We start from the raw sequence: 19,930 nt of genomic DNA on the forward strand, positions 1-19,930 counted from the left end.
GACGGGGAGGTTTGGCACCTCGATGTCGGCTCATCGCATCCTGGAGCTGAAGTCGGTTCCAAGGGTTGGGCTGTTCGCCCATTAAAGCGGTACGCGAGCTGGGTTCAGAACGTCGTGAGACAGTTTGGTCCCTATCTGTTGTGGGCGTAGGAAAATTGAAGAGAGCTGACCCTAGTACGAGAGGACCGGGTTGGACGCATCCCTGGTGCACCAGTTGTCTCGCCAGAGGCATAGCTGGGTAGCTATATGCGGAACGGATAATCGCTGAAGGCATCTAAGCGAGAAGCCTCCTTTAAGATGAATTTTCCCATTCGTAAGATGTAAGATCCCATGTAGACCACATGGTTGATAGGTTGGGTGTGTAAGCGCTGCGAGGCGTTAAGCTTACCAATACTAATAGATCGAGTGAATTTTAGATAAAATCTATTACAAACGCACATTTAAATAAACATTAAATTTCAATCTAGTATTCAGTTTTCAAAGAACAATCAAAACAATTTAAGATCTGGTGATAATAGCGTAGAGGTCACACCTGTTCCCATGCCGAACACAGAAGTTAAGCTCTACTACGGCGACAATATTGCCTTGCGAGAAGATAGCGAGTTGCCAGTTCTAAAAGAAAAAGAACCTTTAGGTTCTTTTTTTATACTTATAAGATACTTTATTATTTAATATTTGATTGTAAAAATATTCTAAGTCAGTAAATAGAAATCTAAATTTTATTTAAATTAAATAATTGAGGTTTGTTAAAAATATATTTTTTAATAATTTATAATCAAATTAGCATTAGAAATATAAAATACTAAGGAGTTTAAATTCAATATGATTAAAATTGAAAATTTAACAAAAAAATATTCAAAAACAGCAGGAAATTTCAATATAAATTTTGAATTAAAAGAAGGTAAATCACTTGGAATAGTTGGTCCAAATGGGGCTGGAAAATCAACATTAATTAGACAATTAATGGGTTTTATAAAATCAGATTCAGGTAATATTTATTTTTCTGGGCTTGATCCAATTAAAAATCATGATGAATTAATGGCACATACTGGTTATATTGCTGGTGAACTAAATCTTATTGAACATTTAACAGGGAAACAATATTTAAAATTAGTGAAGCAATTTAAAAAAGACTATGATGAGGAATTTTTTCAAAAATTAATTAAATATTTTGACATAGACATTGATAAAAAAATTAAAAGAATGTCAAAAGGAATGAAACAAAAGATTGCAATAATAGCTGCAGTTATGAACAAACCAAAGTTTTTGATTTTAGATGAACCAACATCTGGTTTGGATCCGGTTATGCAAAAAAGGTTTGTTAAATTGATTAAAAAATTAAATTTAGAAAATAACACTACCGTAATTATTTGTTCTCATATTCTTGATGAAATAATGGAAGCAACTGATGAATTGATTTTTCTTAAAGATGGCAAAATCGTTGAAAACTTTGTTACAAACGATTTTGAACAATTGGAAAAATTAAAAGAAGTTTTTGATGGGATATACAAAGATGAAGCATCCATTTAAAAATTCAAATATAACATTTTCAATATCAAGAAATGTATGAAGATATGTATTGAAAAATATTTTAATTAACATTAAATTAATTATTATTTTTTTGGTTATTTACTTTTTAATTTCAATGATTCCTATCGTTATATCTTCAATGAACTCAAGTCAGTCATTAAAAGCTTTTGGTGATTCAACTCTTTTTGTTAAAGATGATAATTTTAAAATTAATATAATTTCTATTTCATCAATATTTAATACTATAACTTTTGGTCCTACAACGATAATTGTAACAATTGTTTTTGTTCTATTATTTAGTAACAAAACAATATCTGGAGAGTTAGAACGTGGTTCAATTTCTTTTTGATTAGTTAAGCCAATAAAAGTTAAAGACATTATTTGAATAAAAACAATTACAATTTATTTAACTATAATTTCTTGTTGATTAATTTCATTTTTAATTTCTTCGATATCGTTAGTTGGAATTGTTGATAAAAATCAAATTGCATTTGCATTTTTAAAAATGTTTCAACATTTAATAATATTACTATTTTTAACATCTATAGTAATATACACTAATTTATTATTAGTTGAATCTAGAGAATGATTTAACATTTTATGATTTTCAATAATTATATATACGATTTTTTCAATGGTTGCGCCAATGTTTATTTCTAACCCAATAGTTAAATTTTTAGGAATTGAATCTATATTGCCTAGAATTACAGACTATTCAAATCATGAAATCAATAATGTAATTGAGTTTACGTCGGGTAATACTGATTTTTTTCAAGTTTTTTATAAAAAAAATGAAATAGGTGTCTATGGAATAATACAATACGTTTTATTTTTACCATTAATTTTATTCTCAATAATTACTATAAATTTTATTGGTATAAATATAAAATGAAGCAATAAAGAATTTAATATATAGAAGGATCAATATGAAAATTAAATCAAACAACATTATGAACATAATAAATTATCATTCTAAAAAAAATTGAAAATTTATATGTGTTTTTTCAATAATTTTATTTTTAATAGCTTCGCTAGCAATAATTATTGTGGGCTTTAACTTTCCAAATAATGTTTTAAAGACAATATCTGAATCAAGTTATAAGCTCGATGATATTCCTACGACTTATGGACTTGTAACATTTAGTACAATTTTAAATGCATTTATATTTGGTGCTCCAATGATATCAATTTTAGTTATCTGTTCTTCTTTCTTTATAACAAACATTTTTTCTAAAGAAGTTGTTACAGGTGAAGTGGGCTTTTGATTATCTACAAGCACAAGTCGTCAAAAAATATATTTAGCAAAATTGTTTTTTATATTTTTAACAACATTTATATTAGTTTTTCCAATAGTTATTTCAGCACCAATATTATTATCGATTTTCAATGTAGCAGATAAAGAAAATATTAAACTCGTATTTTTCCAAGGTCTTGAAATGTTATTCTTAATTATGATTATAAATTCGTTCTTAATTTTTATAAATATATTATTGAATGATAAAGTTATTTGATTTTGGATCATAACTTTTGTTCTTATAATTATTTTAGCGGCAATAGGTTTAACAGATTTTCTGTATAGAACAAATCCTTATGATTATGCAATATTTCAATATAATAAATACTTTTCATTTTATTTATTTTCTCCTGGTCTTTTATATTCAGGTACTGAATCTAAAGAATATTTAATTGATAATGGTGTTCAATTAATACAATTAATGAATTTACCAAAAAATAAAGAATTTATAGTATCATTAGCAATTATCGATCCGATATTATTAACATTATCAATATTTTTTGGAATTTTCACTTTTTCTAGAAAAAATTTCTTAAATCTTTAAAGCCAAATAAAATTTTAAAATATAAATTTCTATTTACTCATTTAAAATATTTTCAAAAAATCATATAGAATATTTTAAAAGGAGTAATTATGAAGAAAATATGAATCACAGTTACTGGATATGATAAGAAGAAAATGACGTCACATTCTCAATTTGAAGAAGTTGATGTTATCAATGAGGAAAATGGATTATTTAGTTACACACATAAAGGTGATAAATATTTAATTACTGAAAATGAAATTGATATTTATAATACTAGATATAAAATTTATAATAATGCAAAATTAATGAATGAAGTATATTCTACAATTAAAACTAATTTACCGTTATTTTTAATTCCACTAGTTACAAAGTTTGTTCAACAAGCTGTCCCTAATCAAAAAGAAAATGATATCATGACTTTGTTTGGTAAAAACAATTTAGTAACACTGAAATTAACAACTTTGATTAACATTATTGAAACAAATACTAAAGCAATTATGTCTTCAATGTTATTGAGAATGGACACAGAAAATATTATTAATACTAAAACTAATATCATTTCCAATTTATTTTTAATTTTTCAATCATTTGTTACTTTTAACTTTATTTATAATTATTATGATATTAATGAAGATTTAAGTGAGAAGCTAGAATCTGAAATTTGAAAATTTAATCCTAATCATGAGTATAAAGAAATAGCTGAAGCTTCAATTTCATTTCAGAATTTATTGCCAATCGCAACTTTAGAAGAAACTCTTAAAGCTTTCGATGATTTAGCTATAATTAGGAATATTATGAACCACCCTTTTGGATATTTTTCAACTAATAAAAAAGTAGATGGTAAATATACTTATTGACAAATCGACTGAAACGGAACTGAAGATGAAGATAATCATAAAGATTTGTCCACTGTTATAATTTCAAAAATTGGAAATAGAAAAACTGAAGCAGAACCAGATCTACAAGTCTTATTACAAAATATTATTTCTAAATTTGACAACCAATCTAAAGAAAATGAACATGTAGTAGATATTTATAAAATGAGTAATCAAATACTAGAAAGTCTTATTATTTGATTTGAAAATTTCAGAAACAATTATAACCATTAAATTGGTTTTTTTATTTTGAATGTATTAATAAATTGTAATAGAATATAATATAAATATATCGGAGTTTTAAATGAAGCAAATCATCAAAAGTTACTTAAAAACATTTTTTAAAAACTGAGTGTCTGCGATAGGTACACTTCTTTTTCTTGTGATGTTAGTAACTGTAGTGATTGGTATGGTTTCAACACCACTACAACTAAAAACAAAATTAACTTCTTTTAAAAACAAAACAACACCATATGATACTCAAATAAAAGTTGAAGCTTCAACAGAGTATGATCAAGAATTTACTTATAATTTTTTCTATAAAGCAGATATTGAAAAGTATGAAGAATTTTTTGGTTCTGATATCGAAATTTCTAATTTTGATGATAAAACTTTTTTATCAGAATCAACGTTAATGATCATCGATCAAGATATGGAAAAAAATTTTGGATCAATTAATTGAAGAGAAGTAGCCGATAATCAAGACGATTTAATGCATTATAGTGTTATCACTAAACTTAATGAAATAATTAATAATGGTTTAATAAACTTTAGAACTGGTGCTTTGAGTAAAACAAATGCATATTTTGTTTATTCAAATAACGATCAAAAGTCTCAAGAATTTAAAGCAGGTTATATCGAAGAAATGACAAATATCATTATAAAAGATATAACAGATGCTCTTTGAAGTTCTAATTATGATCAAAATTTAATTAATTTAAAAAATAACGAAGATTTAATTTCTGCAGTTGTTAGATCAATTACTAAAATGGATGAAGCTTTTAAACAAAATGGTGGTTCAGGTATTGATATTACTAGTTTAATTTCAAGCGGAACTATTCCTAATATCAAAGACATTTTAATTTTTTTAAATGATTCTTTAAATGAAAATATTAATGAAATTTTTAAAGAAGGTAATAAAATTTATTTACTTGGTTTTCAGTTTATTAATTTAGATTTTTATAACATTCTAAAACAACAAGGTAATGACTATAATGATCAAACATTTTTAATTAGAAAAGTTATAAAAAATTCTAATAAATTTTATAATCAGTATTTATTAGATGTTGAGCAAACATATTTATTATCAAAAATTGAAGCAGGATCTATTTCACCTTCGAAATCGATTCAATTAGCAACTTATGATAATGATCAAAAATTTAATGAATTATTTTATAGTGAAGGAAGTAGTGTAATTGATCAAAATTCACAACCAAATTCTTTATCAAGAAAAGAACTTCCGGGTGTAGTTATTTCATCAGGTTATGCAAAAGCTAACAATATTAATGTTGGTGATGTTTTCACAACTCCATCTTCGCCAGTAACTTCGTTACTGTTTAATATTGATAAAAAAGATGCTTATTACGCTAATGAAATAAGTTTTGAAGTAACGGGTATTGGTAATAAACTTGATGACTTGGTTCCAAGTGACGGTTTTAGTGGTCTTACTCAAAAAATTGATACATTTGGTTTTGCTTATGCTTCAAAAGAAATGCTAAGAGAGATTCATGCTACAAATTGAAATTTTTCAAAAACTCCTTCAAACAGTTATTCTATGAACTATAAAGTTAAAAACAACATCGCTACAAATAATATTGCAAATATTTTTAAAAGTGAAAATAACGATTTTATATTCGATCAAAAAGAAGAAGTGTTCATCGATTGATCAGATTCAAGTATAGCTAATAAAATAAGTAATATAAATTTACAAGTATTTATTTTTATAAGTTTAGGAGTTGCTGTTTTAGTTTTAGCATTCATTTTTATTAACTTTACAATAAAAAAAGAAATGAATGAAACAAGAAAACAACTAGGTATTTTTAAATCATTTGGTTATAAAGTTAAAGAACTATCTTGAATTTTCGCTTTAAAAACTTATCTTCAAATTTTATTGGGATTAATATTGGGGTGACTTGTTTCAATTCCGTTCCAAATATATGCATCAAACAGTTTTGGAGCAGTTGTGACATTTGAGTATTCACAAGTTTATACAGGACCAGTATTCTTATCAATATTATTTATAATAATTCCAGTTATATTTTTACTTCTATCTTTTGGTTTAACGATTTTATATTTAAGAGAACCAACTCTATCATTAATTAATAATCAAAATAAATTAGGTAAGAAAAAGAAACAAAATTTCTTCAATGCTATATTAGCAAAACACCAATTTGCATTTGGTTATCGATTACGTGGCGCTTTTGTAAAAGCAGCCAAAGGTAAATTTATTATCGTTCAATTCTTATTTGCTTTTTCAGCATTAGTTTATACAATGATGTTTGGAGCGCAAGCATTGCTTACACAAACTATCGATCAAGGATTAAGAATGATAAATGATGATACCGATCATAGATATATCTGAGAATATGATTCAAATATTAATATTACAAAAGGCCAAGAAAAATTTAACATTTATGGTGTTAATGAAGAAGAATTTGTAGACGGTCTTTTAAAATCATATGATTATAAAAATTCTGATAGTATTAATAAAGCAATTGATACTAATGAGGAATCTTCAGACTCTAGATATAGAATAAAAGCCTTGATGCAAGCGATCAGAAATACATTGGTTCAAGAAGAGGGGATAGAAAAAGTTTTACTTCCAAAAGAAGGAATCGAGTTTTTCTTATCTACATTATCTAATTCAAGTGCAAAATCTCCAGTTTTTGTTAGAGATTATTATTTAAATACGATGAATGCCTATAAAATGTTAGATTCTGATCTATTAAAAGATCAAGAAGAATTAATAAAAGCTAATCAATCAATAGATATTACATTAGATGATTTAAACCAAAATTCAGAAGATTGAATACAAGATTTAAGTGCTAATAATATTGGCGATGATCTAGAAAAAACATTTTTTGGTATGAAACCATATGATAGAGCAGAAGAAAAATTTAACAATATGTTTATAACTGATTCATCTAGATTAATAGCTATTAAAATGGCTGAAACTTACGGTCAAGCAATATTTATAAAAGAGCTTACAAACAATTTTACAGAATTAGACAAAATTCAAAATTATACGCAAGAAGAATTCGATATTGCTTATAATAAATTACTTGAAGATCAGTTGTTAAATGATTTTGATCCTAATAATAGTATTTATTGATCAATGTCAACCAATCCGATTATGCAATATTTATCTAATTCTTTACAAAGTAAAGAATTTGCTGATCAAATCAATTCAAAAGCAACAAGTAGAGCATCCACTGGAGGATTAAACTTAAATTTAGTATCAGCTACAGGTCAAACAATTATTATGGGTTCAATGATGCTTGATGAAATTAAATCTATTGATGAAGAACCAGTTGTCACTTTTAATCAATTGTTTTATGATTCAACAATGGAACATTTAGATTACAATATGGATGCTTTATTCGATGATAGTAAAGTTAAAAATGTTGGAGCAGCAATAGTTTTATCTGATTATGATAGTAACAATAATATTTTAGGTGATCCAAGAAATCAATTAAATTTTGATGGTGTTTCTAACCAAATTATTGAAGATTTATCGTATGATTATGAAGGTGAAAATAAATTTAATGCAGTTATTGATTATTATTTTGCTAAAAAAAATAATATAAAAGTTGGCGATCATATTCAAATGACAACAGATACTATTCAAAAAATTCCTTTCACAGTTGTTGTAACAGGAATTAATGAAGCTGTTAAAATTCAACTTACACAAAAACCACAAGTACAATTAGATTACAGATTATTCTTTGATAAAATGTTTGATGATGCTTTAAAAGAAATTATGTCCGCAGATGATTACAAACGTTTATTAATAAATGAAGTTTGATCACGTAAAGAAATGTTAAGTGGAAATATTGATATAAATGATTTACAAGGATCGGTATCAAAAATGAAGTTTACAGGAGATACAATTGCCATTAAAGTCAATAATGATTCTGCAATTCTAACATCATTATTTGATGGACTATTTAAAGAATTGGATTCAATCAAAAGTAAATTTAATCAAATTGATGATGCGAGTGGTATGTATACAAATCCTAATCCAATTAGTGGTGATATTCACACAACAGGAATTCCAATTAATATTTCAAAAACAGCTGTTAAAATACTTGTTGATAGTATGCAGCAATTAATGATGATCTTGATTTTATTACAAACATTATTATTATCAATTATTTTGATAGTTGTTATGAATATTATTGTTGAAGAATCAACAAGAACAATCTTAACAATGAAGTCTCTTGGTTATAAACGAAGACAAATAAATTGAGTTGTAATGGGAAGTTATGTTATTGGAGCAATAATATCATTTATTGTAGCTTATATTTTATCAATTGTTGTTTGAGCGGTATTTGTTCAAATTGCTGCAGCGCAGTGATCACTATACATGTCTATACCATTTAGTTGACAAGCAATTGTTATCACGTTCTTAGTTTTAGGGTTTGTAATTACTTTAGGATGATGAGCATCAGACAAGCAAGTTCAAAATAAGCCATTATCTAGAATTACAAATTTTTAGTTAATAAAGAAACCTTTTATGAGGTTTTTTTATTTGTTAAAATATATAAGAGGTAATACTATGAGTGAATATGAAAAAATAGCATTAGAATTTAAAAATAATTCAATTTCAAAAATAAATTATGCAGACTTTAAAAAATATAAAATTAAATGAAAATTTGATGGTTTTGAAAATATAGTTTCAAAACCAATTTTCCTTACTTATTTACAAACTAATTTTGATTTTCAATTTAGTATTGATATGATCAATAAAATTGAAGAAGAAATAGATGAAATGCGTCATATTTTTAAATTAACTTCTGAAGGAGCACAAACCTATTTAAATGAAATTGGCATTCCTGAAATTATAATTAAAAACTATAACAGATTTTTATTAACTGCTTATACTGATTTGAGAAATTTTATTAATCAAGCATTAATTCCATGAGTTTTTTATCAAGAATTAAGAGAAGATTGATCAGAGGGCAAAGTTAAATTTGACACAAATAAATATTACGAATATAAATTTCAAAAACTTAAATATGATTTTCAAAATAATTTAAAAAAGGTTTTAAAATCTATTTCAAAAATTATGCCAAATGATCAAACTTTAAACTTGATGCTGAGCACATATGATGATGATATGGCAATTAAAGAACATAATATTTATCAATTAAAATTAGCTTCTAAAAAAGAAGACTAAATTAAAAAATATTATTTCAATATTTATATTTTAAATCAAACCGTACTTATAAAATAATATTAAAAGTAGTAAAATTATAAAATGAAAGAGGTACTTATGTTAAATAAATTAAAGGACATATTAGAAAAATTTAATACTAAAATAAATGAAATAGAAACTCTTGAGCAGTTAGAACAAATTAAACAAGATTTTAGTGGAAAAGATTCACCTCTAATCCCTATTCTGAAATCAATTAAAAGTGCATCACCTGAAGAACGTCAAGAAGTTGGTAAGCTTGCTAATGATGTTAAAATTGAAATATCAACAAAATTAAATGCTAAATTTGATACTTTCCAAAAAAACATTTTGAAAGAAAAATTGGCGAGTGAAAAAATCGACGTTTCTTTAGTTGGCACAGATATTAAATTTGGTACAAAGCATCCTCTAAACTTAGTTATTGAAGAAATCAGTGATATTTTTACTGAAATTGGATATGAAATGGTTGATGGTCAAGAAGTAGAACAAGATTTATTTAACTTTCAAAATCTTAATTTACCTATCGGTCATCCAGCTCGTGATATGCAAGATACATTTTATATTAATGATGAAATTGTAATGAGAACTCACTGTACAAATATGACAGCAAGAATGTTAACAGAACTTTCAAAACAAAAAACTAATGAAAAAAACTTAGCAGCAATTTCATATGGTAATGTATATCGTAGAGATGATGATGATGCAACTCACTCACATCAATTTATGCAAATCGATGGATTCGCAGTTGGTCAAAAAGTATCCTTTGCAAATTTAAAATGAATTTTAAAATACATGTGTCAAAGATTATTTAATGAAAATGTCAACATTCGTTTGAGACCAAGCTTCTTCCCATTTACTGAACCAAGTGTTGAAGTAGATGTATCATGTTTTAAATGTGAAGGAAAAGGTTGTTCATTATGTAAACAATCTGGTTGAATTGAAATTCTTGGAGCAGGAATGATAAATGAACAAGTGATGGAATTGAATGGTTTAGATCCTAAAACAACAACAGGATTGGCTTTCGGTATTGGAGTAGAGCGTATCGCGATGTTAAAATTCGGAATTAATAATATTAGATCATTTTATGAAAATAATGTTAAATTTTTAGACCAATTTAAATTTTATGGAGAATAGGAGGAACTATAGATGATAATTACAAGAAAATGATTAGAAAAATCAATCGATTTAAAAAATGTGTCAAATGATCAAATAACAGTTGCTCTTAATTCATTAGGTTTTGAAGTAGAAGAAACTTGTGATCTTTCAAAATTAAATGGTGAATTGATTATTGGACATGTTTTACATTCAGAACCAATTGAAGGAACACATTTAAGATTTAATAAAGTAAACGTTGGTTCTCAAGAATTAGATATAGTTTGTGGAGCACCTAATGTTGATAAAGGTCAATTTGTGATCGTTGCTTTACCAGGGGTGACAATATCAAATGGGATGACTCTTGATATAAGAGAAATACGTGGTTACCGTTCTCATGGTATGATTTGTTCTTTAACTGAAATTGGTTTAAGTGCAAATGTTTTAACCGATTTAGAAAACGATTCAATTTATGAAATTGAATCAAATGAAGATTTGACAAAATTAATTGGTAAATCAGTTTCAGAGATTAATTTTAATGATTTTATTTGAGATATGGATTTAACTTTAAATAGAAGCGATGCTTTATCAGCTATTCAATTAGCTAAAGAAATATCAAATTACTTTAATTTAGAATTAAATTTACAGTCTCTGATCGAAGTTAATACTAATAAAAACTTAGAGGTTAATGGTTTAACTTTAACAACTAGTTTAACAAAAGAAGAATTAAATACAATATCAATTGCAAGTTTAAAAGTTAAAAGTGGTAAACATAAAGTTGATGCTAAAGATGATTTATGATTAAAAATATCAGGATCAAAAACTACTGATAACTTTTATGAGGACTTAGCTAATGCATCAGCAATCATTTCTGGTCAACCAATTATTTTGGTTGATGCAGATAAAATTAAATCGCTTAATTTAACTAAAATGTTAATAGATAATAAAGAAATGGTTGTCTTATTGAATGAAGATTCTATTGTTAATATTTTAGGTAATAAAACAGAAGAAGCATTCAAAGTAACTGACACAACAGTAAATGTGTTAGCAATCATGATAAACGCATCAAAAACTTTAATGCGTAAACAGCAAAAAACTTTAAATACATCTAATGTTGATATTCAAAGATATATCAAGCCTTTAAATCCGAATTTAAGTAATTTAGCATTGAGCTCATTAGTTAAAATACTAGAACAATATGATGTTCTTGAAGCGTTTAGTGATGTTAAAAAAATTATTGATAATTCAAAATGACAAAATAAAGTAATAACTTTAACTTTACAAAAAATTAAAGATTTCTTAGGAATCGAAATATCTGCAAAAGAAGTTATTGAATTATTTAAAAATTTGGATTTTACAATTTCTTATAATGAAGCAATTGATGGGTTTACTTTTGTAGCTGATGAAAATAGAACTGATCTTTATGGTCAAAACGATATTTGTGAAGAAGTTGCACGTCTATATGGATATGACAATATTAAAGAAGTTCCTCCAATGATTGTGGCTAGAAAAAATTCTAAAAACACAAATCAAAAATTACAAACAAAATTAACAGATTACTTAATTGGTAAGGGATTTAATAATGTTAAAACTTATTCATTAATAGAAAAAGATGAAGTTGAAAAATGAAATCTTTTCAATATTGATGAACCAATTTCATTAATGAGTCCACTTTCAAAAATTCGTGAAACATATAGAACGAATTTAGCAAAATCTTTAGTTGATGTAGCTATTTATAATTCAAGCGTTGATAATAAACATGTTCAATTATTTGAAATCGCTGATATTTATGCAAAAAACTTAAGAGAAAGACATTTAAGTTTATTAATTTCAGGTAATTTAATTGAAGATAGAATTAATAAATTTACAATTGAATCAAATTACTTTTATTTAAAAGGAATCGTTGAAGAAATTTTTAAATTATATAAAGTTGACTTATCAAAAATCACTTTTGCAAACAATGAAGAAGTAATTGATGAAATTCATCCATTTATTAATGCAGAAATTAAGTTTGAAGATGAGTTAATTGGTTATATTTTTAAACTAAATCCTAAATTCGAAAATGTTAAAAAAATTAATAAAACTTTTGTGGTTGAATTAAACATTAATCTTTTAGAAAAATTATCACAAAAAATTTATAGTTCTAAAGAGCTTTCAAAATTCCAACAATCATCAAGAGATATTTCTCTATTAATTTCAAAAAATGATAAATATGAAGAAATTGTTAAAAATATGATTATTGGTGTTAACAATTTAATTTCAATTAAATTGTTAGATGAATATTTCGGTGAAGAATTAGATGCTAACAATCAAAAATCATTAGCGATTTCATTAGTATTCAATAATCTAGATCACCAATTAACAGAAAATGAAATTAATGAAGAATGAAGCAAAGTTTTATCAAATGTTTCTAAAATGGATATTAAGGTAAGATAATATGCATCTTTCCGAATTAAGAAATAAGTCGCATCAAGAATTAACTGATGCAATTAAAAATCCAGAATTAATCGTTTCTAAACAAAGATTGATTAAAGAATATTTAGCAATTGATTATGATATTGATTTAGATTATTTACAATCAATTGAGACTATTGAAATTAATGGAGTTATTAATTTTGAAATCCTAGCAATAGATGCTAGAGATGGTAAAGAATTTATTTATAAAGATGGAATTGATTGAAGGGAAGAATATACTTTTAGTCAAGAATTAAATGACCAAGCAAATCTGATTTTAGGAGATGAATTCAATTTGGAAGAATATTTAATTGAACAAATAAATATTAATATTCCTGTAAATATTTCAAAAAACAATGATATAATTTTTAAGACTGGTTCTGGATGATCATTGTTGTCAGAGCAACAATATCAAAACTCTAAGAATGATAAACCAGATCCAAGATGAGATAAATTATCAGAAATAAACATAGATAAAAAATAATTAATAGGAGGTGTCAAACATGGCTGTACCATTTAGAAAAACTAGTAAGTCTGCTAAAAATAAGAGAAGATCTCACTTAGCTTTAGCATCAGCATCAATTGTTTCATGTACAAACTGTGGTTCTATGATTAAACCACACCGCGTATGTAGAGAATGTGGTTTCTACAAAGGAAAAGAAGTTAAAGCAGTTGCTTAATTTTAAAATAAAAGAGCGTGTCTTCGGGCATGCTCTTTTTTTATTTGTTTTTTAAACCTTGTATTAAATTTTTATTTTTTGTTTTTCTTAACAAATATACAAAAAATGTGAAATAATATAAATGTGGGAGAAAGTGGGGCGAAGTGGTATGTTATTAGGAAAATATGAACATAGTTTAGATGACAAACTTCGTCTAACTATTCCGGCTAAGTTAAGAACTAAATTAGGAAACATAGTTTATGTTTCAAAAGGTTTTGAAGGAAGTTTAGAATTACGAAGTTCTGTCGAGTTTGAAAAATGAGCAAATTCAATTATGTCATTTTCAAATATGAATAGTGAATCACGTATGTTAACAAGAGAAATTATGGCAAATTCAGTGGAAGCTGAAATTGACTCATCAGGTAGAATTAAAATTCCAGGCAATTTATTGAATACAGCAAATATTGATAAAGATGTTTATATTTTAGGTTTAGGATCGAAAGCAGAAATTTGAGATCGTACTAAGTATGATAATTATCAAAACATTAATTCTGAAAAAATGGAAGAAATCGCTGATAACTTAAGTGGGAAGATAACGTAATGGAAAAGCACATCCCGGTATTGTTACATGAATCAATTGAATTGCTAAATATTAAACCCGATGGAATATATGTTGATTGTACTTTGGGTCGTGGTGGTCACTCTAGTGAAATACTAAAGCAATTAACATCAGGAAAATTGTATGCAATTGATCAAGATCCAACAGCTATTATTGAAGGTAGAGAAAAGCTAAATAAAATTTCAAATAATTTTGAAATTTTAGAAGGTAACTTTTTAAATATTCAAGCATTACTTGCACTCAAAGGTGTCTTCGAAGTTGATGGAATCTTATATGATTTAGGAGTTAGTTCCCCTCAATTCGACGTTCCAGAAAGAGGATTTAGTTATCGCTTTGATGGACCATTAGATATGAGAATGGATACAATAAATAATCAGTTAAGTGCACACGAAGTTGTTAATACATATTCATATGAACAGATTAGAGATATTTTATGAAAATATGGTGATGAAGATTTTGCACCGAGAATAGCTCAAACAATCATTGATAATAGACCAGTTAATACAACATTTGAATTAGTTGAATTAATTAAAAAATCTCTACCTCAAAAAGTACTTAAAAAACCAAAGCATCCAGCTAAAAAAACTTTTCAGGCTTTAAGAATTTATGTAAACGATGAAATTGGAGTTTTAACAGATTCATTAAAACAAAGTTTAGACTTATTAAAACCTGGTGGAAGAATATCGGTAATTACCTTTCATTCTCTTGAAGAAAAAATAGTAAAAAATATTTTTAATGAAGTAACGCAAGATCCTCAAGATGCAATTTTGGCGTCATTACCAATTAGAATTGAAAGTAATGCCAAATTTGAATTAATAATTAAAAAACCAATCAAAGCAAATGTTGGAGAATTAGAAAATAATCGAAGATCACATAGTGCTAAATTATGAGCAATTAGAAAAAAATAGAAAGTAGGTGTAAACATGGGAAAAATTATTGGAACAATTGAAATTAAAATGAATGAAATGAGTTTTATCGTTTCAACTTTTAATCAAAGTACTAATCAACAAATAGTTATCTTTAAAGAAAAGAAATATGCAAAAATTAATTATTTGAAAAATAACAATACAATTAATGAATCTTCAAAAGTTGAAAAAGATCTTTCAGAAATTTATGAAAAATATACTTCTAGTTCAAAAAACAAGCTAACAAGTATTAATTACATTTTCCCATCTACATCAACTCAAAATATAGAAGATACTCAATTAGTAAAGATTTCTGAAAAAATATTAACTAATTCTGCATACGTTTTACAATCTGATCCTAAATTAAAGAGAAGAATTGAAGCGACTTTCAGAAATGCAAATGATACAGATGGTTATAAAACTAAATCATACAAACCAACTAAATTTGTTTATAATGATATTACTTATAGAACTGGAACTTTATCACTTGAAGCTGGTGATTTTATCGAAGTAACTGCAACTTTAAATAGAGTTGATGAACAAGTTGAAAAATCATTTGAAAAATTGTTTAAAGATGTTTTTAATGATTCAATTGTTATAAAACAATATCAAAAGAGTAAAATTTTAATTAATGAAATCAAAAGAAATAATTTAGGAAAAATTAAATCAGGAATTTTAATTGACTGACAAGAAAATCATATTGAAGTAATTCATTTTGCAGGAGATATTATAAAGTCTTATTATTTAGAAAAAGGAATGGAAGATATAGCTATTCAACTTTCTAATAAAATAGGAATTAAACCAAGTTCAGCTAAGAATTACATTTATAATAATTTAAATTATGCAACTCAATTATTTGATGATGTTAATGTTTTAAAGGCAAGAAGTAGTAAAGGAAACAAATTCTTTACAATGACAAAACGTGATATTGGTAAAATTTTAAAATCAATTATTACAAACTACATTGATGAAATTGAATCAATAATTAAAAATTCGTATATTGAAAAAATAACTTTAAAAGGATTACCAAAATTTAACTCAGGTTTAATAACTTCAGTTATTGGTTTTGAAAAATTAAATGCCAACTTAGGTTCTTTAGATGTATTTAAAATTTTAAAAATTAAATCAATTAATTCATTTGGTGTTGAACCGATATTAATTGCTGCTAATCAATTTATTTACGATAGAAACTTACAACAAAATCACATTCATAAAGAAGAGGTTGTTAATGCAAATGAACTTGTTAACAATTTACCAAGTTTACAAAAAGGAAAACCTTTTTTACAACCAGCTTTCTTGGAATCTAAAGGAACTTTCATTGCTTCAAAAGTAATTAGAAAAAATAGGGAGAAAAATTAATATGGAAAACTACAATATTGATAATGATATTCAATTAAATGAAATTGAATCAGAAGATTCAATCAAACCAGCTGTAATTAAAGTAATTGGAGTTGGAGGCGGAGGAAACAACGCTGTTAATAGAATGGTAAACGAAAAAATAAAAGGTGTTGATTTTATTGTTGCCAATACTGATGCACAAGTATTAGCAACTTCAAAAGCTGAAAAACTAATTTTACTTGGTAGAAAAACAACTTCTGGTTTAGGAGCTGGTGCAGATCCAGAAGTGGGTAAAATTGCTGCACAAGAATCAGAAAAAGAAATCAGAGAAGCTCTTGAGGGAGCCGACTTAATTTTCGTGGCTGCTGGAATGGGTGGTGGAACTGGTACAGGTGCTGCACCAATCATCGCTAAAATAGCTCAAGAAAGTGGTGCTTTAGTAATTGCTATTGTAACTAAACCATTCCGTTTTGAAGGACGTCACCGTGCAAGATTTGCAGATGAAGGTTTAGAGAAATTAAAGAAAAACGTTGATTCAATTATTGTTATTTCAAACGACAAAGTTTTATCAACAATTGGAACAATGCCTATTAAAGATTCCTTTAGAGAAGCTGATGATATTTTAAAACAAGGAGTACAAACAATCACTGATTTAATTGCTGTCCCAGCATTAATGAATTTAGATTTTGCTGATGTTAGAACAATCATGACTAAAAAAGGTAATGCTTTATTTGGTCGAGGAACATCTACAGGACCTAATAAAGCAATTGAAGCTGCAAATTCAGCAATTAATTCAGCATTGCTAGAAGCTTCAATTGTTGGAGCCAAAGATGTTATTATTAATATTACAGGTGGAGATGATGTTTCTTTAACTGATGCTTATGATGTTGCTGAAGTTATTGAAGAAGCATCTCAAAATCCAGATATTAATATTGTTTATGGTATTGCTATTAATGATGAAATCAAAGACGACAGAATTTTTGTAACAGTTATTGCTACAGGATTTGAAGACATTACAGAAGAAACAATTAAATCTCGTTCAAATGTGAACTTAGATTTAATTCGTCAATCAAACAAACAAAGTAATCAAAATAATAACGTTATTATTGAATCAGAAATCACAAGTGATTTAGCTACTACAGATGTTGAAGAAGATTTCCCAACTTTCTTAAGAAGAGATTAATATGAAATTATGAGATAAATTAAAAGCTCCTTTGATTTCAAATGATACTATCGAAAAAGAAGAAGTGGAGATTGATTATACAGAAATAGTTGAAGAGTCAGAAGACTACAAAACTTTTTACGAAACTATTAGAACTGCACCAAGCAATTCTGATAGAGTATATTCTCCAACGACATATAATGAAATACAAACACTTTCTGATGATTTAATAAAAAACGGTCAAATAATTTTAAATTTAAACAAAGCAAACTTAGAAGAATCTAAAAAAATATTACAATTTCTTTCGGGTGTAATTTATGTACTTGGTGGATCATATAAAAAAATGGATAAAAATATTTACCTATTTAAAACTAAAAAATAACTTCGGTTATTTTTTTCATAAATAGAATAATTATTAAATTATAAAATAAAGGAAAATATGAAAAATATAAACAAAAAGAATTTGATTAAAACATCATATTCATCAAAATGATTAGCCGCAGTTGATCTTAAAAATTTCAGAATTTGATTAGGATTATTTTTTGCGTTGCTTTTCACAGGGATCATCATCGCTGTTTATGCTGAAAACATCGCAAGTATTTTTAATTTAAAAAATCAAATAGAGGGATTGATATCTGATGGTAAATTAACATCAATACAACAAATTTATGAATGAGCAAGTGATAAAGGTCAATTAGGAATTGGATCAGAAGAAATGGCATTTCTAAAGTTTGTTTATTCAACAGGAGATGATCAAACAAGTAAAATATTGATTAGTGTTAATCTTTTTGATTATTTAATTTACTATTCTTCATTTTTCACAACAATCTCTAATGTATTAATTGCATCATGAATGATGATCTATGTGATTAAACCTTATAATTTAGGTGTAAAAGGAATTTTAAATTCTAAAATGACAATTACTGCTGCAGTTGCTATCACTGTAACAATGCTTGTTTACAATGCTGTTTTATTACCAACAAATGAAATACCTATCGAATTAAATTGATATTGAATTAGTCAATTATTTTTACATATATTAATGCCGATTTCTTTTATTGGATTTTCATTATTTGCAATCAAACACGATTTAAATAACTATACAAAAGAAAAACTCTTTGCACAATGAAAATTTCAATTAATTCCTTTATTTGGATATGTAATTTATGTTATGATAAGAGGCTTAATTAGAACAGCATCTGGTTATGATGCTTCTACAAATTTTCCTTATTTCTTTTTAAATGTCACAACTAAATCTGGTCAAATTTGAATCGTTCCTATAATTATTTTGGTTTTTGGAATTATGTTAGGCTTTTCAAGTTTATATTTCCTAATAATTAAAAAAGTTAATAAAAAAACTCTATAATTTAATATAATAATTGCAAAGTTGTAATGTGCTAAATACATATTTCAATTTTGTAATTTTATTTAAGATAAACAAGGAGGACACTATGAAAAACAAATATAAAATAATTTCTTTTGCGTATTTATTTTCTTGAATAATTGTTTTTCTCTTTTTAGGGTATCCAGAGATTTCTAAGTTTATTCCTAAAAATTTATTAACATTTTCTAGTTTATCAGTTGTAATTTTAGCTTTGATTTTCTCGATTAATATATTCAAATATTCTTCAACGATGATCAAATATTTTAGAAATGAAGAACATAAAAAATATAATAATAAAATTGATATTAAAATTAGCTCAATAACTATATTGGCTTTTATAGCTTGAGTTTTACAAGTAGCATTTCAATTGTATATTTCTTCGAATTTCATAATTATAGATGTACTTCAAAAATTTGATATCAAGTTATTGTTTGGGTCTGCAAGTCATATTTGATACGAAGTGTATATCTCATCATTAATATTTTGTGCAATTTTATCAATAGCACTTATATTTTTAATAACCATTGTTTTGATATCAATATTTTCTGAAAGATTCAAAATTAAAATTCAATTCTTAACTATTTTAAATATGAAATTTTTATTTTCATATTTAACAATAAAATTTAAACAAAAAATTTCTTTTTTAAGATCAGATAATATTTTATTTGTGATATTTGAA

The 19,930-nt window shown here is 25.9% G+C and carries 19 protein-coding genes and 2 rRNA genes; 18 read left to right on the forward strand and 3 right to left on the reverse strand.

Annotated elements, in window-relative coordinates; all coding sequences use genetic code 4:
• From T347_RS0102740 to T347_RS0102750, 3 genes are all read left to right on the forward strand, one after another.
• Positions 1-418, forward strand: a 23S ribosomal RNA gene (locus tag T347_RS0102740); the annotation flags it as partial.
• An 86-nt stretch (positions 419-504) separates the two neighbouring features.
• A 5S ribosomal RNA gene (gene rrf / locus T347_RS0102745) occupies positions 505-612 on the forward strand.
• A gap of 210 nt (positions 613-822) precedes the next feature.
• Complete coding sequence (locus T347_RS0102750; protein ID WP_036228461.1) at positions 823-1,530, forward strand: ABC transporter ATP-binding protein; 708 nt, start codon at positions 823-825, stop codon at positions 1,528-1,530.
• A 99-nt stretch (positions 1,531-1,629) separates the two neighbouring features.
• Here T347_RS0102750 and T347_RS03895 read toward each other — a convergent pair whose 3' ends face one another.
• Together T347_RS03895 and T347_RS03900 are read right to left on the reverse strand one after the other, a co-directional pair.
• The gene (locus tag T347_RS03895; protein ID WP_169734485.1) at positions 1,630-1,908 is read right to left on the reverse strand and encodes a hypothetical protein; all 279 of its coding nucleotides are present in this window, start codon (positions 1,906-1,908) and stop codon (positions 1,630-1,632) included.
• 24 nt (positions 1,909-1,932) lie between these two features.
• The gene (locus tag T347_RS03900; protein WP_169734486.1) at positions 1,933-2,127 is read right to left on the reverse strand and encodes a hypothetical protein; all 195 of its coding nucleotides are present in this window, start codon (positions 2,125-2,127) and stop codon (positions 1,933-1,935) included.
• Positions 2,128-2,164: 37 nt separating this feature from the next.
• On the opposite strand from T347_RS03900, the gene T347_RS03905 reads away from it, so the two are divergent.
• The 15 genes from T347_RS03905 to T347_RS0102825 all read left to right on the forward strand — a co-directional run bounded on the left by T347_RS03905 (position 2,165) and on the right by T347_RS0102825 (position 19,233).
• A complete protein-coding gene (locus T347_RS03905) occupies positions 2,165-2,446 on the forward strand; it encodes a hypothetical protein (protein WP_169734487.1) in 282 nt (93 codons plus the stop codon).
• Positions 2,447-2,456: 10 nt separating this feature from the next.
• Entirely contained in the window at positions 2,457-3,368 is a 912-nt protein-coding gene (locus tag T347_RS0102760) for a hypothetical protein (protein ID WP_031543081.1), read from the forward strand.
• An 89-nt stretch (positions 3,369-3,457) separates the two neighbouring features.
• Positions 3,458-4,459, forward strand: a complete 1,002-nt coding sequence (locus tag T347_RS0102765; protein WP_031543083.1) for a hypothetical protein — start codon at positions 3,458-3,460, stop codon at positions 4,457-4,459.
• Between the two features lie 70 nt (positions 4,460-4,529).
• Positions 4,530-8,942, forward strand: coding sequence for an ABC transporter permease (locus tag T347_RS0102770; protein WP_031543086.1), 4,413 nt, complete (start codon positions 4,530-4,532; stop codon positions 8,940-8,942).
• 60 nt (positions 8,943-9,002) lie between these two features.
• Positions 9,003-9,623, forward strand: a complete 621-nt coding sequence (locus tag T347_RS0102775) for a hypothetical protein (RefSeq protein WP_031543088.1) — start codon at positions 9,003-9,005, stop codon at positions 9,621-9,623.
• A 96-nt stretch (positions 9,624-9,719) separates the two neighbouring features.
• Positions 9,720-10,772: a phenylalanine--tRNA ligase subunit alpha gene (gene pheS, locus T347_RS0102780; RefSeq protein ID WP_031543090.1), complete on the forward strand. Its 1,053-nt coding sequence runs from the start codon at positions 9,720-9,722 to the stop codon at positions 10,770-10,772.
• Between the two features lie 12 nt (positions 10,773-10,784).
• Positions 10,785-13,166: a phenylalanine--tRNA ligase subunit beta gene (pheT, locus tag T347_RS0102785; protein WP_031543092.1), complete on the forward strand. Its 2,382-nt coding sequence runs from the start codon at positions 10,785-10,787 to the stop codon at positions 13,164-13,166.
• 1 nt (position 13,167) lies between these two features.
• Positions 13,168-13,668, forward strand: a complete 501-nt coding sequence (locus T347_RS0102790; RefSeq protein WP_031543094.1) for a YceD family protein — start codon at positions 13,168-13,170, stop codon at positions 13,666-13,668.
• 19 nt (positions 13,669-13,687) lie between these two features.
• On the forward strand, positions 13,688-13,864 hold the full coding sequence (gene rpmF, locus T347_RS0102795; protein ID WP_031543096.1) for a 50S ribosomal protein L32: 177 nt from the start codon (positions 13,688-13,690) through the stop codon (positions 13,862-13,864).
• Positions 13,865-14,012: 148 nt separating this feature from the next.
• Positions 14,013-14,444: a division/cell wall cluster transcriptional repressor MraZ gene (gene mraZ / locus T347_RS0102800; RefSeq protein WP_031543098.1), complete on the forward strand. Its 432-nt coding sequence runs from the start codon at positions 14,013-14,015 to the stop codon at positions 14,442-14,444.
• Complete coding sequence (gene rsmH, locus T347_RS0102805; protein ID WP_031543100.1) at positions 14,444-15,370, forward strand: 16S rRNA (cytosine(1402)-N(4))-methyltransferase RsmH; 927 nt, start codon at positions 14,444-14,446, stop codon at positions 15,368-15,370. Before mraZ ends, rsmH begins: the two co-directional genes overlap by 1 nt.
• A 15-nt stretch (positions 15,371-15,385) precedes the next feature.
• Positions 15,386-16,726: a hypothetical protein gene (locus T347_RS0102810; RefSeq protein ID WP_031543101.1), complete on the forward strand. Its 1,341-nt coding sequence runs from the start codon at positions 15,386-15,388 to the stop codon at positions 16,724-16,726.
• Position 16,727: 1 nt separating this feature from the next.
• Complete coding sequence (gene ftsZ, locus T347_RS0102815; protein WP_051636038.1) at positions 16,728-17,888, forward strand: cell division protein FtsZ; 1,161 nt, start codon at positions 16,728-16,730, stop codon at positions 17,886-17,888.
• A gap of 1 nt (position 17,889) precedes the next feature.
• Positions 17,890-18,249 (forward strand): cell division protein SepF, encoded by a 360-nt coding sequence (gene sepF, locus T347_RS0102820; RefSeq protein WP_031543106.1) that lies wholly within the window; start codon positions 17,890-17,892, stop codon positions 18,247-18,249.
• A gap of 57 nt (positions 18,250-18,306) precedes the next feature.
• The gene (locus T347_RS0102825) at positions 18,307-19,233 is read left to right on the forward strand and encodes a Pr6Pr family membrane protein (RefSeq protein WP_031543108.1); all 927 of its coding nucleotides are present in this window, start codon (positions 18,307-18,309) and stop codon (positions 19,231-19,233) included.
• On the opposite strand, the gene T347_RS03870 is transcribed toward T347_RS0102825, so the two are convergent.
• Entirely contained in the window at positions 19,228-19,809 is a 582-nt protein-coding gene (locus T347_RS03870) for a hypothetical protein (protein WP_156952774.1), read from the reverse strand. The two genes, T347_RS0102825 and T347_RS03870, sit on opposite strands and share 6 nt — an antisense overlap.
• Positions 19,810-19,930 lie beyond the last annotated feature (121 nt).

The sequence above is a fragment of the Mesoplasma photuris ATCC 49581 genome (assembly GCF_000702725.1).
GTDB classification, from domain to species: Bacteria; Bacillota_I; Bacilli_A; order Mycoplasmatales; family Mycoplasmataceae; genus Tullyiplasma; species Tullyiplasma photuris.